Below are 15,132 nucleotides of genomic sequence, written 5' to 3' on the forward strand. Positions count from 1 at the left end.
TAATTAAGATAATAAATCAGTTAAATGAATGTTTTTCTTCTGGAAACAGGCCTTGTTCAACTTGTTGAACATAAAGACTAACCGCACCTTTTAAGGAGCCTGCTTCTTGTAAAAAGTCTTTTGAAAACTTAGGGGCTTGAGGTGTTAAACCTAATAAATCATGCATAACAAGAATTTGTCCATCTGTGACATTGCCTGCCCCAATACCAATAACAGGCATCGTTAATGCGTCTGTAATTGTTTTAGCCAGAGTAACAGGAACACATTCCAATACCGCCAATTGAGCACCCGCATTTTCAAGGGCGATGGCATCTTGCTTCAATTGCTCGGCTTCATCGTGCTCTCTACCTTGGATTTTATAACCTCCAAAGACGTTGACAGATTGTGGTGTTAGACCTAAATGAATACAGACAGGAACCGCACGCTCAGTGAGCATTTTAACGGTAGGAATTAACCAACTTCCACCTTCAATCTTCACCATATTAGCTCCTGCTTGCATCAGAATGCCGGCATTAAGACAAGCTTGCTCAGGGGTGGAATAAGACATAAACGGCATATCTGCAATCAAGAAAGCATTAGGCGCACCCGCTCTTACACAACGAGTGTGGTAGGCAATTTGTTCAACGGTGACAGGCAAGGTGCTGTTATGACCTTGTAGTGTCATACCCAATGAATCACCAATCAGCATGGCTTGAATACCTTCTTGTGCAAAAAGGCGAGCAAAACTTGCATCATAAGCGGTGATTGTGGCGAATTTTTTCTTTTCTTGCTTATAGCGGTTCAGCGTTGAAAGCGTAGTGGGTTTCATTGTAACAAACTCCATCATTGTCATTTTTTGTGTGTAGATAAAATTAATTACTTCACATAATTGTTTGTTTATTAAAGAAAATGTTAGATCATCAAAATAAAGCCGCTTTCGATTGTAGCATTTAAGGACTAAAAACGAAGAAAAAGTAATTAAATGAGTAATGAAAAATAATAAATGATAATTTTTATTTATATTTATCAATTGCCTATATGTGAAAAATAAATATAAAAGAGTTTAGATATTGGGGAGGAGAGATGTGTTTGAAAAATTGAGGGAAAGTAAAAGAGAAGAGATAGGCTGATACTGTTTATATTTTTTACAGTATCAACCTTTAGCATTAAGAACGTACTAGTGTGAAATTACCACTTTTCCATGCCGTTTTCAGGCACTAACGCCAATCTATCTGCTAATAACTCACCATCAGGAAAGCGAAGATCGGGTGCTAATTCCGCTAATGGATAAAGCATAAATTCACGTACTTTAAGCCCGTAATGAGGTACGGTTAATCGCTCGGTTTGGATCACGTCATCACCAAATAACATAATATCAAGATCAAGCGTTCTTGGGCCCCAACGGTTGCCTTCTTTTCTAACACGACCTTGCGCTAATTCAATCGCTTGTGTGTTATTAAGCAACTCTTCAGGTGCTAACGTTGTATCAACCGCAACAGCGACATTAAGATAATCAGGCTGATCTTGTGGTCCCATTGGGCGAGTACGATACCAAGATGATTGTGCAATCAATGTTGTTTGTGGGATCTCACTGATTGCCTTAATCGCTGAATTCACCTGATTTTCAGGTGAATTCAAATTGCTACCTAAAATGATATAAACACGTTTTTTCTGTTTACTCATTGGTATTCTCGTGTCTTGATGCTGGTTTTGCGCTTGGATGACGAGGGCGTTTACGTGGACGCGGTCGTTTACGAACGGGTGCTTGGCCTAATTCAGAGACCATTGAGCGCTGTTGCGTATTGTTAGAGGCTTGGAAATCAGCCCACCAACCAGCTAACGCTTGAAGCTCTGGATTGTGTTGTACATTGGCACGTAATTCCAGTAAATCGAATGCTGCACGGAATTTAGGGTGCTCAAGTAATTTATTCGCACGACGACCTTGGCGTTTAGGTAAACGTTGCTGTAATTGCCAGATATCACGCATTGTTGTGGTAATGCGTTTTGGTATCGCAATAGTACGGCATTGCTCATCTAATATATCGTTCATCGCCATAGAGAAAGAGTCATAGTAAGAAAGACCACTTTCTTGGACTAATTTTTCGGCATGTTCAATTAATGGATACCACAGCATCGCCGCAAATAAGAACGCCGGATTGACTCGCATCTCTTTATTGATGCGGTAGTCCGTGTTTTTGAGAACTTGATCTAGCATTCTCTCCATCGGCGTATCATGTTGCTCTGTCATTTTAGATGCAATCAGCGGAAACAGCGGTTCAAGTAATTGATGACGACACATTAACTTGTAAGTTTTGTATCCTTGCCCCGTTTGTAATAATTTCAGCGATTCTTCAAAAAGACGAGCCGATGGAATATTACGTAATAAAGGAGCAAGTCTGGCAATTGGCTCTGCGGTTTCTGGCGCAATTTGCATATCCAATTTACTAGCAAAGCGAATGGCTCTAAGCATTCTGACGGGATCTTCGCGATAGCGCGTTTCAGGATCGCCAATTAAGCGAATAATACCCGCTTTCAGATCCGCTAAGCCGCCAACGTAATCACGTACAGCAAAATCATCAACACCGTAATAGAGGCTGTTTAATGTAAAGTCACGACGGATGGCATCTTCTTCAATTGAGCCAAAAATATTGTCGCGCAGTAACATACCGCTTTGTGCTTGCTGGGATTGGTTATTGTCTGAAACTTCATGATCTTCATGAGAGCCGCGGAAAGTCGCAACTTCAATCACTTCAGGGCCAAACATAATATGAGCAAGACGGAAACGACGACCGACTAAACGGCTGTTACGGAATAATCGACGTACATCTTCAGGTGTTGCATTAGTGGCAATATCAAAATCTTTTGGTTTTTTTCCCAGTAATAAGTCACGGACACCGCCACCAACTAAATAAGCCTGAAAGCCAGAGTTATTTAGGCGATAAAGCACTTTTAATGTATTATCACTGATGTCGTTACGTGAAATTGGGTGTTGATCTCTTGGGATCACAGTCATTGGCAAATCACTCCCGTTCGCCTTTTCTTTATTACTCTTTTTTTTACGGGGACGGTCTGCGGATATAGCAGGACGCCGACGCACAGGTTTCTGTGTTTCTTGTATTGGTCGGTCAGATGCAGTGACTGGCCTTTCACTCGCTACCGGTTGTGTGTCTGATGACGTTGTTTGTCGCCCTAGCAGATTACGGCAGAAATGTGCTACTCGATTAAAAATATGACACCTCGAATAATAAATTCTAATAATTAAAAAATTAAGCGGCTAATCATAGCCTACTGAACATTTTTTGAGAATGCTTTGTGTGGTTTATTCATACCCTTGTTGCTGATGATTTTGTTTTAAAATCTCAGAAGGTGACCACTGCGCTATCGCAATCTCTAACAATGATGCTAACGAATAATCTTGCCAACCCGCAATAATAGGCTGATTAAGAAACCGTAAAGCATCGATAATGACGGGTCTTGGATCAGTATCTGGTAACGCATTTGCGTGATTTTGTTTTGATAATTTATTACCGTCATGATTTATTGCTAAAGGTAAATGAGCATAACGCGGAATAGGTAAATTCAGTTGTTTATGTAAACTGATTTGTCGCAATGTGGGATCAAGTAGATCGGCACCTCTAACAACTTCGGTTACACCCTGATAACTATCATCAATCACTGTCACTAGATTATACGCAAATAAGTTATCTTTTCTGTGAATAATCATATCTTCTAACACGATAGACGTACTCTTTGAATAATATGTACCTTGAATGACATCTTCAAAATGATAAACAGGATGCTGTTGGATCAACCTCCATGCACTCTCTTTATCAAAAGGTGTAACATTAGTTGTGAGTGGCTCGCGATGACGACAGTGGTTATCATACACACCCCCTAAGTCATGTAAACGATGACGGCTACAATGACAGTGATAGCAAACACCTTCTTTCCAAAGAGTGTGTAAAATCTCACGGTAAGCATCATGGCGTTGCGATTGATAGAGGATCTCTTCATCCCAGAACAAACCATAATGTTCTAATGTACGAATAATTTGGGATGCAGTGCCGGGAGGTTCTCTAAGAGGGTCGATATCATCGATGCGCAAAAGCCAACGCCCGTGGTGTGCGCGAGCTTGAAGATAACTGCCAAGTGCAGTAACCAATGAGCCAAAATGAAGTTGACCCGTTGGCGATGGCGCAAAGCGCCCAATATAGTCTGTAATCTCGTGCATCGAAAGATTCAGATTAACGCCTCAACGTATTAGGCTGAGGCGTTTGCTCATTATTAGCCAGCCATCTGTTTTTCACGGATTTCAGCTAATGTCTTACAGTCGATACATAAATCTGCTGTAGGACGAGCTTCTAAACGGCGAATACCGATTTCCACTCCACAAGATTCACAGAAACCAAAGTCATCATCTTCGACTTTTTTCAGTGTTTTCTCGATTTTCTTAATGAGTTTACGTTCACGATCACGGTTACGCAGCTCAAGACTGAATTCTTCTTCTTGTGCAGCACGGTCAACGGGATCTGGGAAGTTTGCCGCCTCATCTTGCATATGAGTAACGGTGCGGTTGACTTCATCCCTGAGCTGATTGCGCCAAGATTCAAGTATTAGCTTAAAATGCGCTAATTGGGCTTCGTTCATGTACTCTTCGCCCGCTTTTTCCTGATATGGCTCAACGCCAGCAATAGCGAGAATGCTCATGGACGATGTTTTACGCTTTTGCCCTTCTTGCATAATGCTTCTCCTACATACGCATTTCTGAATAATCCCCACCTTCAAAACAGGAAGGGGAAAAAATAGGGCGCTATAAATAGCAGATGCCCGCGAGGATAGCAATTATTCCTTCAATAAGTTTTCTCATGGTGTGAAGGCACGCAAGTAAATGTCCCTTTTTAGTTAAAAAATGCTTAACTAATGCCATGCGTTTCAATTAACTATTTGAAATAAAAGGTAATTGCTGTCCAATTGTTAAATTGTATTCACTAATATTGATGCGATAACACAAGATTTCAACCCCTGCATCACTCGCTTCTTTTAGCAGTGAAGCATAGTTAGGGTCAATCTCTTTAGCAACAGTCACTTCCGTAATGCCAGTATGGGGAACTGCGTAGAATAAGACAGCCCTTAAACCCAATTTTGCGATAGCGGTCAACTCTCTAAGATGTTTCTGGCCACGTTCTGTCTTTGCATCAGGGAAATAACCCATACCGTTGTCGAGTAAGGTGACTGACTTCACTTCAATATAACAGTCAACTTTATGATTTGATTTAAGTAAAATGTCAATACGACTGTTCTCACTACCGTATTTCACTTCTCGTTTTATCTCGTCATATTCAGATAATTCTGGAATGTCACCTGCTTCAATGGCATCTGCAACAATACCGTTTGCCCTTAAGGTATTTACACAAATCCAATCATCGGTTTGGGTCTGTGTAAGTTCCCAACTGTGCGGGTATTTTCTTTTTGCATTTGAAGAGGTGGAATACCAAACAGTATCACCGGGAGTCGCACATCCCGTCATTGCGCCTGTGTTGGCGCAATGGAGCGTGAATTCTTCCCCATTTGGGGTGACAACGTCTGCTAAAAAACGCTTATATCGTTTTAGTAAAGTGGCGGATTGTAGCGGTTGCTCAAATTTCATAATGACTCCGAGGAAAATATGACCTTTAATAAAGCGCTAATGCTACAATGCCAAGCCAAGAAAGTTAATGAATCATGGAGCCTGTGTGCATTTATTGCCAATCTTTGATGTAACAGAAAAAATCGTTGCTGCGTTAAAACAATCCCCACAAGTTTTGCTTCATGCTCCCACTGGTGCAGGTAAATCCACGGCGCTTCCCCTTTATTTACTGGAGCAAAATTGCTTTGATGGCAAAATAATTTTATTAGAGCCAAGACGAATTGCTGCCAAAAGTATTGCTTATCGTTTAGCCAGTCAGCTAAATGAAGAAGTTGGCAATACGGTGGGGTATCGAATGAAAGCGGAAAGCAAAGTCAGCTCAAAAACTCGACTTGAAGTGGTAACAGAAGGGGTATTAAACCGTATGTTACAGCAAGATCCTGAGTTGGCTGGCGTAAGCCTTGTGATTTTAGATGAATTTCATGAACGCAGTTTACAGGCTGATTTAGCATTGGCTTTATTGCTCGATGTACAAATGGGATTACGTGATGATTTGCGTGTGTTGATTATGTCAGCAACATTGGATAATCAAAAGCTCACCGCATTATTACCGGATGCTCCTATGATCAGCGCTGAAGGCTGTAGCTATCCTGTAGAACGAGTCTATTTTCCTATCAATACACATCAACCCTTTGAGCAAGAAATTGCCACTATGGCTTTACGATTACTTGCGCAAGAATCGGGTTCCATGCTGATTTTCTTGCCGGGTAGTGCCGAAATCGTGCGTGTTGCTGACATTCTAAAAGATAAAGTGGATAACAATGTTTTGTTATTTCCTCTTTATGGTGCGCTTTCATTAGCTGAACAACAAAAAGCGATTGAACCCACAGAGAAAGGTTATCGGAAAGTCGTTCTTGCGACCAATATCGCAGAAACGAGTCTTACCATTGAAGGAATTCGTTTAGTCCTTGATAGTGCTATTGAAAAGCGCGCTCAATTTGATTTGAAAAGTGGTGTCACTAGCTTATTGCGTCAACGAACTAGTCAATCATCACAAACGCAAAGAGCTGGGCGAGCAGGGCGTCTTGAGGCAGGTATTTGCTGGCATTTAATAAGCCAAGAACAAGCAGAGCGCGTTGCTTCTCATCAATTGCCTGAAATATTAAGCAGTGATTTATCATCGTTATGGCTTTCTGTTTTGCAGTGGGGATGTCGTGATATTAATCAGTTGAACTGGTTGGATACACCAACACCACAAGCATTACATGCCGCTAAAGAGTTATTGTATCGTTTTGGGGCGATAGATAAACAAGGTGGATTAACACCACGAGGTTCACGTATGGCGCAATGGGGCATTGAGCCTCGATTAGCAGCAATTTTGGATTATGCGAGTGAGCAAAGTGATAATCATCTTGTTACTGCTGCACGTCTATGTGCAATTTTAGAAGAGCCTCCAAGAGGACAAGAAATTAATCTAGAGTGGATTGCACAACAAAAGAATACCTTCTGGTCGCGACGTGAAAAACAGCTCTCTCAACATCGAAAAGGAACGTTTTGCTCGGAATTGTTAGGTTCATTATTAGCGGTAGGATTTCCTGATAGGATTGCTAAAAATCGTGATAATCAAGGGCGTTTTCGTTTAGCAAATGGGCAAGGTGCTATGATGGATGACTCGCAATCTATGAGTAATGCACCGTGGATTTTAGCGCCATTATTACTGCAAAATGCACATTATGCTGATGTCCGTATTTTATTAGCTTTGCCTATTGATATTGATGAAATATCAGCTACCTTTCCTAAGCTTATTGAAAATAATACCACGGTTGAATGGGATGAAAAACGCGGTACGTTAGTTGCATGGCAACAACGTCAATTAGGGCGATTAACCTTAAGTCAGCGTCAACTCGACAAGCCCAATAAACAGCAAATGCAACAAGCGTTATTGAATTGGTTAAGAGAGAACGGCTTAAGTGCTTTAGCACTTAGTGAAGAGACTCAACAGTTTTTTATTCGTCTTTCTTTAGCGAAAAAGTGGTGCCCAGAAGCGTTATTGCCTGATTTAGAAGAAGCTGTGTTACTTGAAACGTTAGAAACATGGCTCTTATCTGAACTTGGAGAAGTTCAGACATTAAAAGCATTACAACAAATTGATATTAATACGATTATTAAAAATCAATTAACATGGCATGAAAATCAGTTGCTTCAAAGCTTATTTCCAACGCATTATTTGGCGCCGACAGGGACAAAAGTGATTATCAATTATGATTTGGAGTTGCCGCCTGTGATTGCTATTCGTATTCAAGAAGTTTATGGCGAACAACAAAGCCCTATTATTGCGAATGGTCAATTGCCTGTAGTCATGGAATTATTGTCACCAGCACATCGTCCTATCCAAAAAACACAAGATTTAGCCACGTTTTGGGCAGGAAGTTATAAAGAGGTGCAAAAAGAGATGAAAGGGCGCTATCCAAAGCATTTATGGCCTGATGATCCAGCGAATACGGCACCGACTCGGCGAGTAAAAAAATATAGCCAATAAATGAATATTAGTTTCACCCCAGATCAATATGCTCTAGTTTTATTCGTATTTGAGAGCTTTCTTGTGGGATCACACAGAAAAATAGCGACAATGTTAGGCTTCTTTATCCCGTGATAAAGGGGTTTTAATGAGAGATACAGTTCATGAGTAGAAAGAAAAGACCAGCGAAACAAACCAAAAGAGGTCGTTCTTGGTTTTGGTTATTTGTCAAAATCGCCATTGTGGTTGCGGTTTTAATGGGCATTTATGGTGTTTATTTACATTCTCAAATCAAAGAGCGCCTTGATGGCAATGTTTGGGAATTACCTGCTGCGGTTTACGGACGTACCGTTAACTTAGAACCGGGCATGAATTATAGCCAAAAAGAGATGGTGAGCTTACTTGAGGGTATGCAATACCGCAATGTTAACAAAATCACACGTCCTGGCGAGTTTGTGGTAAGAGGCAACACCATTGAAATGTTGCGCCGACCATTTGATTTCCCTGATGGTCGTGAAGAGCAAATTTTAGCTAAATTAGCCTTTGAGCAAAATTCACTTGTTAGTATCACTAACATGGATAATCAGCGCCAATTTGGTTTTTTCCGTCTTGATCCTAAGCTGATTACCATGATGCAATCTGCAAATGGTGAGCAACGTTTATTCTTAGCAAGAGACAAATTTCCACAGTTATTAGTGGATACGTTAATTGCAACAGAAGATCGTCGCTTCTATGAGCATGACGGTATCAGCCTGTATTCTATTGGTCGTGCTGTATTAGCGAATTTTACTGCGGGTAAAGCGGTTCAAGGCGGTAGTACGTTAACGCAACAGTTAGTGAAAAACCTATTTTTGACTAACGAAAGAACGCTAAAAAGAAAGCTTAATGAAGCCTATATGGCAATCATTATGGATGCGAGTTATAGCAAAGATCGCATTTTAGAGCTGTATCTTAACGAAGTCTTTTTAGGGCAAAGTGGTGATGAACAGATCCGTGGTTTCCCATTAGCTAGCCTTTATTATTTTGGTCGTCCCGTTGATGAACTAAGCCTTGATCAGCAAGCGCTTTTAGTGGGTATGGTTAAAGGTGCATCAGCTTATAACCCTTGGCGTAATCCAAAAGCGGCGTTAGAGCGTCGTAATGTAGTATTAAAACTGCTGGAAACCCAAGAGATAATCGACCAAGAGCTTTATAACGTGCTTAGTGCGCGTCCTTTAGGGGTGAAGCCACGTAGTGAAGCGTTAACGCCTCAACCTGCGTTTATGCAATTGGTTCGCCAAGAGTTACAAACAACCCTAGGCGATAAAGTAAAAGATTTATCGGGTACGAAAATCTTCACAACATTAGATCCTGTCTCGCAAGACGCGGCTGAAAAAGCGGTTGAAGTGGGTGTCGCTGATTTACGTAAAACACGTAAAATAGACGATCTTGAAGGGGCAATGGTGGTTGTTGACCGTTTAAGTGGTGAAGTTAGGGCGTTAGTAGGAGGCTCTCAACCACAATATGCGGGCTTTAACCGCGCATTATCAGCACGTCGTTCTATTGGCTCTCTGGCAAAACCTGCCACATATTTAACGGCATTAAGTGAGCCTGATCGTTTTCGTTTAAATACATGGCTTGCTGATGAACCTATTTCAGTGCCTATTCCGGGGAGTAAGCCTTGGCAACCCCGTAACTACGATCGCGGTTATAAAGGTAAATTAATGCTGGTGGATGCATTAGCAACCTCACGCAATATACCTACTGTAAATCTTGGTTTAGAAGTCGGATTAGATCGAGTAATTCAAACTTGGATTAACTTGGGCGCCCCAGCGGAAAATCTGGAAAAAGTACCCGCGATGCTATTAGGTGCATTAAACTTAACACCAATGGAAGTGGCTCAAACCTTCCAAACAATTGGTAGTTTAGGTAATCGTGCAAAACTATCATCATTGCGCTCTGTTATTGCCCAAGATGGTACAGTGCTTTATCAAAGTTATCCTCAAGCGGAAACCACTGTTTCACCTCAAGCGGCTTATATGACGCTATTTGGTATGCAGCAAGTGGTGAATTCAGGAACAGCATGGCGTGTATTAAAACCAAAATTTGGTAATTACAACCTTGCGGGTAAAACGGGTACCACTAACGATTTACGTGATAGTTGGTTTGCGGGGATTGACGGCAAAGAAGTGACGATTTCATGGATGGGACGTGACAATAATGGTCCAACGAACTTAACGGGTTCAACAGGGGCATTATTGCTGTATCGTAACTATTTAGAGAATCAGGCACCGTTGAAATTAAATCCACCAGCACCAGAAGATATCGCAGAGATGTCTGTTGATGCCCAAGGTAACTTTGCTTGTTATGGCGGTGGAGTGCGTACATTGCCAGTATGGACATCAAACCCAGATGGATTGTGTACGCCCGTTCAGCAAGATACCGATGAAAGTGGCGCGCCAAAGTGGTTACAAGATCTGTTTTCTGAGTAAGTCATCACGTAGGTTAGGTAAAATAAAAACGGCACGTAAGTGCCGTTTGTTTTTTGTTGCTATAGCGTAGTTATTTTGAGCAAGTTTAAGATTAATATCAATTTGCATAGCCATCTCTTCATAGGTAATGCCTTGCTTTTTTAGCTCTAAGGTAATGATTTTTTTAATCTCATGCTCTTCTAGTGCAAATAGATTAAGTGATTTTTCAGGGTTGCATATCTCATTGAAATAACGATAGTTATTTGATTTTTGCTTAGAGTTTAATTCTAAGAATAGCCTTGTTTTTTCTTCAGCTGATAAATCATCGATTGTCTTCAAAATTTTATTAAGGCTCATTTTTGATACTTTGAGTCGTATTTTAAAGCCACTATGGCAATAAATGATTAAATTTAACACGAAAGTATCAAATATGACGCTTCGATTTGTGTTTTAAAGTCATTATGGCAACAATGGGTTGAATTTAATTCAAAGATGTCAAAAATGATACTTCTATTGATATTGGATAGGAAAAAGAAACCATAACCGCCCGTAAAACGGGTGGTTATGATTTAAGACGCTGACGCGACTTAAACTGGCTAAAGCCAATAATAAAAAGCCAGTCACTTCACAATTGTGAACTGACTGGCTTTTATAAAGGGATATTTAAACTAGCCTTTCATTTTTTCAAAAGCATATTCCGCCGCATCAATAGTGCGTTGAATATCTTCTTTTGTATGAGCGATAGACATAAAGCCCGCTTCAAATGCAGAAGGCGCAAGGTAGACGCGTTTTTCCAGCATTAAGTGGAAGAATTGTTTAAAGCGCTCGACATCACAATTCATCACATCTTGGTAGCAAGTGACTTCTTTCGCATCAGTAAAGAATAGGCCAAACATACCACCAACATGGTTGATAACCATTGGAATGCCTGCTTGTTGAGCTTTCTCAAGTAAACCGTCAGCTAGCATCGTTGTTAGCTCATCTAATGTTTGATGAACACCTGGCTGTGAAACTTCGTGTAAACACGCTAGACCTGCTGCCATTGCAATAGGGTTGCCTGATAAGGTTCCTGCTTGATAAACAGGGCCAATTGGCGCGAGTTTAGACATTACATCCATATGTCCGCCAAAAGCACCTACAGGCATACCGCCACCGATAATCTTACCAAGGCACGTTAAGTCAGGATCAACATCGTAATAGGCTTGTGCGCCACCTAATGCCACGCGAAAGCCTGTCATAACTTCATCAATAATCAGTAAAGCACCAAACTCATCACATAACGCACGTAAACCCGGTAAAAAGTCTGCTTTAGGTGGTACACAGTTCATATTGCCAGCAACGGGCTCCACGATGATACAAGCGACTTCTTCAGGATAGTTTTCAAATGCTTGGCGTACAGAGTTTAAGTCGTTGTAAGTGCAAGTTAAGGTGTGTTTGACAAAATCAGCAGGTACACCTGGTGAATTAGGTTGTCCCATAGTTAATGCGCCAGAGCCTGCTTTTACTAATAAGCAGTCAGCGTGACCGTGATAGCAACCTTCGAATTTGATGATTTTGTCACGTCCAGTATAGCCACGAGCAAGGCGAATGGCGCTCATTGTCGCTTCTGTGCCCGAGTTCACCATACGAACCATGTCCATTGATGGCACAAGTTCAGTGACTAGGTTTGCCATTTCAACTTCAGCGGCTGTTGGGGCTCCAAAGCTTAAACCTTTTTGTACCGCATCAGTCACTGCATCGCGAATAGCAGGGTGGTTGTGTCCTAATACCATCGGTCCCCATGAGCCAACATAGTCAAGGTAAGCGCGTCCGTCGGCATCATAAATATACGCACCATTAGCACGTTCAATAAAAAGAGGGGTTCCACCTACACCGTTAAATGCTCTAACAGGTGAGTTGACACCGCCGGGGATCACTTGTTGTGCGAGATTATAAAGCGTTTCAGACTTGCTCATGTCAGACTCCTAATGATGGGTGAGCGTAAGATTAAGGCGTATTCTAAAGCACCGCGCAGATGAAGCCAAATACACGGCAACAAGATTTTGATTTATCACTGTTATTGTGAGTATGTGAATTATCGTAAAAAGTGATAGGTAGCAAAAAGTGTATTTTGTCCACAACAAACTTGAAGGTTATGAGCAGGTATTAGATAATCATCACATTATATCAGCAAGAAAGATAAATTTTTGCTGGCTGTTTTTTTGCTGGAATACCCAGTCTGGAGTGAACAATGAGTGATGATATGGCTCTGCCGTTACAATTTACTGACGCGGCTGCAAATAAAGTAAAAGATCTGATTGCAGATGAAGAAAATCCAAATCTGCGTTTACGTGTTTATATCACGGGTGGCGGTTGTAGCGGATTCCAGTATGGTTTTACCTTTGATGATGCAATGAACGAAGGCGATATGACCATAGAAAAACAAGGTGTTGCCTTAGTGGTTGATCCTATGAGCTTGCAGTATTTAGTGGGCGGTTGTGTGGATTATACCGAGGGGTTAGAGGGTTCGCGTTTCATTGTAACTAATCCTAATGCTAAGAGTACCTGTGGTTGCGGCTCTTCTTTTAGTATCTGATCCTTCTTTGGCGTCGTGGCTGTGCAGTAGTGCTGTGGCGTTATAGCACCGCTCGTAATGCTTTGTGCTGTTTATCTTCTTTGGCGTCGTGGCTGTGCAGTAGTGCCACGGCGTTAGAGCAGTGCTCGTAATGCTCACATACTTATGTATGCTCCGCTTACTGCGCGCTGTCTGCCTTGTTGCACTGCTTGCTCGCTCACGACTTTTGTCTGTCGGTTAAAATTTTTTTTTCTTCTTTATTCTTTCTGAGCTTATTTCATAAAATCACTCATTCATTATTAGCGATGGCTTCGCAGATTTGCTGTGCTGCATTAATAATACGTGGTGAAGGGCGACTAAAACTGTCTTCATCAATAGCAATAACTGGAACAGTAAGCTGGGGTTGCCAAAATGTTTGTACGGTAGGTATTTGCTCTGCTTTACCACTGAATACAATCAAATCAGGTCGCTTTGTAAGTACTTGCTCACGATTTACTTGAGGCCAAGTGACAGGGCTATTAGCAAAGATATTCTCCCCACCACAAAGCGCTGTAATATGGCTCTGTAATGTGCGAGCTGATGTCGTAAATAAAGGTTGCATCCCAAACTGAATAAACACCTTTTTTTTAGGGTGATTCGATATATTTGATACATATTTTTGCTGTAACGCTTGATATTGCTGGCGCAATTGTTGGGCATTTTTTAATGCTATATCAGGATGATGGCTATAATTGGAAAGAGTAACGAGATCGTCTGCGATTTCTTCAATACTTTGTGGATCAGAATAAATGATAGAAATACCCAAAGCTTTTAATTGATCTAATGAACGTTGTGGATTACCGCCTTGCCATGCAATCACTAAATCAGGCTTTAATAATAGAATGCGCTCTATATTAATACCCTGCCAATTGGCAACTTGTTCAATATTTTTAGCATCCTCTGGATAATCAGAGTAAGCACTAACTCCGACAATATTATCACCCATACCTGCGGCATAAGCCATTTCAGTGGCAGATGGTGATAGTGTAATAACACGATCAGCGGGCGTGATAGCAATGGCGAAATTGAACCAAAATAATGAACAGAGTAATAACCCTAAATTGATAAATAAACGCATTACATTTCCAATAGTAAAAAATACCCACCTATTTTTTATCTTAGAATAAGCAAAAAATAAAGGCGGGATATTGATAAAGCAATATTAGAATTATCTCGACTTAATTAGTCTTTTAATTTATCCAACATCGCTGTCACCATTAAGCTTGATTGTTCTGCAGCAACAGATAAAAATTCATCAAAACTTAAGTGCGATTCTTTATCGGCTACATCAGAAATAGCACGAACAACAACAAATGGTGTGCCAAACTGATGGCAAACATGGCCAATCGCGGTTGATTCCATTTCTACGGCTACAACATCTGGGAATGTGCGACGAATACGGGCTAAAGGTTCAGCGCCATTAATAAAGGCATCACCACTACAAATTAAACCGCGAACAGCATTTAATTTTAGCGATTCAATACATTCTTCTGCTATTTGAACAAGTTTGGGTTCAGCAATAAAAGCAGGAGGACATTGTGCCATTTGACCAGGTTCATAACCAAACGCAGTAACATCTGCATCGTGATAGCGAACTTCCGTTGAAACAACGATATCACCGACATTTAATCTTGAGTCTAAGCCACCCGCAGAGCCAGTATTGATAACGACATCAGGACGAAAATGCTCAAGTAATAATGTTGTACCAATCGCTGCTGCAACTTTACCAATACCTGATTTTAATAATGCAACATCAACACCGTTGATTGTGCCTGTATAGATTTCACAGCCGCCACGAGATAAGATTTGGCAATCTTCAATTTTCTCACGCAGAAGTGTGACTTCTTGCTCCATTGCACCTATTACGCCAACTCTCATTGTGTCATACTCACTTGTAGGTTAATAATAAATAGAAATTTAAATAGAGTTTAACATCTATCGGAAAAACACGATATAACACAAAGAA

The 15,132-nt window shown here is 40.9% G+C and carries 13 protein-coding genes; 3 read left to right on the plus strand and 10 right to left on the minus strand.

Annotated features, from left to right (window positions below; genetic code table 11):
* Positions 1–16 precede the first annotated feature (16 nt).
* The 6 genes from panB to sfsA form a co-directional block, all read right to left on the minus strand.
* Positions 17–808, minus strand: coding sequence for a 3-methyl-2-oxobutanoate hydroxymethyltransferase (panB, locus tag JEP71_RS07835; protein ID WP_109371570.1), 792 nt, complete (start codon positions 806–808; stop codon positions 17–19).
* A 359-nt stretch (positions 809–1,167) separates the two neighbouring features.
* Entirely contained in the window at positions 1,168–1,662 is a 495-nt protein-coding gene (folK, locus tag JEP71_RS07840) for a 2-amino-4-hydroxy-6-hydroxymethyldihydropteridine diphosphokinase (RefSeq protein WP_100159309.1), read from the minus strand.
* Positions 1,655–3,208 carry a polynucleotide adenylyltransferase PcnB gene (pcnB, locus tag JEP71_RS07845; protein ID WP_442958808.1) on the minus strand — a complete coding sequence of 518 codons (1,554 nt, stop codon included), beginning with the start codon at positions 3,206–3,208 and terminating at the stop codon, positions 1,655–1,657. Before pcnB ends, folK begins: the two co-directional genes overlap by 8 nt.
* A 90-nt stretch (positions 3,209–3,298) precedes the next feature.
* On the minus strand, positions 3,299–4,210 hold the full coding sequence (gluQRS, locus tag JEP71_RS07850) for a tRNA glutamyl-Q(34) synthetase GluQRS (protein WP_198619408.1): 912 nt from the start codon (positions 4,208–4,210) through the stop codon (positions 3,299–3,301).
* 53 nt (positions 4,211–4,263) lie between these two features.
* A complete protein-coding gene (gene dksA / locus JEP71_RS07855; protein WP_023580786.1) occupies positions 4,264–4,719 on the minus strand; it encodes an RNA polymerase-binding protein DksA in 456 nt (151 codons plus the stop codon).
* A 196-nt stretch (positions 4,720–4,915) separates the two neighbouring features.
* Positions 4,916–5,626, minus strand: coding sequence for a DNA/RNA nuclease SfsA (gene sfsA / locus JEP71_RS07860; protein ID WP_196532251.1), 711 nt, complete (start codon positions 5,624–5,626; stop codon positions 4,916–4,918).
* Between the two features lie 85 nt (positions 5,627–5,711).
* Here sfsA and hrpB point away from each other — a divergent pair, with 85 nt between their 5' ends.
* Together hrpB and mrcB are read left to right on the plus strand one after the other, a co-directional pair.
* Positions 5,712–8,144 (plus strand): ATP-dependent helicase HrpB, encoded by a 2,433-nt coding sequence (gene hrpB, locus JEP71_RS07865; protein WP_198626095.1) that lies wholly within the window; start codon positions 5,712–5,714, stop codon positions 8,142–8,144.
* 143 nt (positions 8,145–8,287) lie between these two features.
* Positions 8,288–10,594: a bifunctional glycosyl transferase/transpeptidase gene (mrcB, locus tag JEP71_RS07870; RefSeq protein WP_109371560.1), complete on the plus strand. Its 2,307-nt coding sequence runs from the start codon at positions 8,288–8,290 to the stop codon at positions 10,592–10,594.
* On the opposite strand, the gene JEP71_RS07875 is transcribed toward mrcB, so the two are convergent.
* Entirely contained in the window at positions 10,571–10,930 is a 360-nt protein-coding gene (locus JEP71_RS07875; protein ID WP_198619409.1) for a hypothetical protein, read from the minus strand. The two genes, mrcB and JEP71_RS07875, sit on opposite strands and share 24 nt — an antisense overlap.
* Before the next feature lie 311 nt (positions 10,931–11,241).
* Complete coding sequence (gene hemL / locus JEP71_RS07880) at positions 11,242–12,528, minus strand: glutamate-1-semialdehyde 2,1-aminomutase (RefSeq protein WP_198619410.1); 1,287 nt, start codon at positions 12,526–12,528, stop codon at positions 11,242–11,244.
* A 275-nt stretch (positions 12,529–12,803) separates the two neighbouring features.
* On the opposite strand from hemL, the gene erpA reads away from it, so the two are divergent.
* Positions 12,804–13,148 carry an iron-sulfur cluster insertion protein ErpA gene (gene erpA / locus JEP71_RS07885; RefSeq protein ID WP_006534944.1) on the plus strand — a complete coding sequence of 115 codons (345 nt, stop codon included), beginning with the start codon at positions 12,804–12,806 and terminating at the stop codon, positions 13,146–13,148.
* Between the two features lie 268 nt (positions 13,149–13,416).
* Here the strand turns inward: erpA and btuF are convergent, their stop codons facing one another.
* Entirely contained in the window at positions 13,417–14,244 is an 828-nt protein-coding gene (btuF, locus tag JEP71_RS07890) for a vitamin B12 ABC transporter substrate-binding protein BtuF (RefSeq protein WP_198626054.1), read from the minus strand.
* Positions 14,245–14,348: 104 nt separating this feature from the next.
* Positions 14,349–15,044 (minus strand): 5'-methylthioadenosine/S-adenosylhomocysteine nucleosidase, encoded by a 696-nt coding sequence (gene mtnN / locus JEP71_RS07895; RefSeq protein WP_196532240.1) that lies wholly within the window; start codon positions 15,042–15,044, stop codon positions 14,349–14,351.
* Positions 15,045–15,132: the final 88 nt, after the last annotated feature.

It is taken from the genome of Proteus sp. PR00224, assembly GCF_016238105.1.
In the GTDB taxonomy this organism is placed as follows: domain Bacteria; phylum Pseudomonadota; class Gammaproteobacteria; order Enterobacterales; family Enterobacteriaceae; genus Proteus.

What these genes read in the sequence shown, in the direction of transcription:
- dksA (WP_023580786.1), bottom strand. Translation starts at nt 4,719, where the DNA reads ATGCAAGAAGGGCAAAAGCGTAAAACATCGTCCATGAGCATTCTCGCT.
- erpA (WP_006534944.1), top strand. Translation starts at nt 12,804, where the DNA reads ATGAGTGATGATATGGCTCTGCCGTTACAATTTACTGACGCGGCTGCA.
- folK (WP_100159309.1), bottom strand. Translation starts at nt 1,662, where the DNA reads ATGAGTAAACAGAAAAAACGTGTTTATATCATTTTAGGTAGCAATTTG.
- mtnN (WP_196532240.1), bottom strand. Translation starts at nt 15,044, where the DNA reads ATGAGAGTTGGCGTAATAGGTGCAATGGAGCAAGAAGTCACACTTCTG.
- JEP71_RS07875 (WP_198619409.1), bottom strand. Translation starts at nt 10,930, where the DNA reads ATGAGCCTTAATAAAATTTTGAAGACAATCGATGATTTATCAGCTGAA.
- gluQRS (WP_198619408.1), bottom strand. Translation starts at nt 4,210, where the DNA reads ATGCACGAGATTACAGACTATATTGGGCGCTTTGCGCCATCGCCAACG.
- btuF (WP_198626054.1), bottom strand. Translation starts at nt 14,244, where the DNA reads ATGCGTTTATTTATCAATTTAGGGTTATTACTCTGTTCATTATTTTGG.
- mrcB (WP_109371560.1), top strand. Translation starts at nt 8,288, where the DNA reads ATGAGTAGAAAGAAAAGACCAGCGAAACAAACCAAAAGAGGTCGTTCT.
- panB (WP_109371570.1), bottom strand. Translation starts at nt 808, where the DNA reads ATGAAACCCACTACGCTTTCAACGCTGAACCGCTATAAGCAAGAAAAG.
- hemL (WP_198619410.1), bottom strand. Translation starts at nt 12,528, where the DNA reads ATGAGCAAGTCTGAAACGCTTTATAATCTCGCACAACAAGTGATCCCC.
- sfsA (WP_196532251.1), bottom strand. Translation starts at nt 5,626, where the DNA reads ATGAAATTTGAGCAACCGCTACAATCCGCCACTTTACTAAAACGATAT.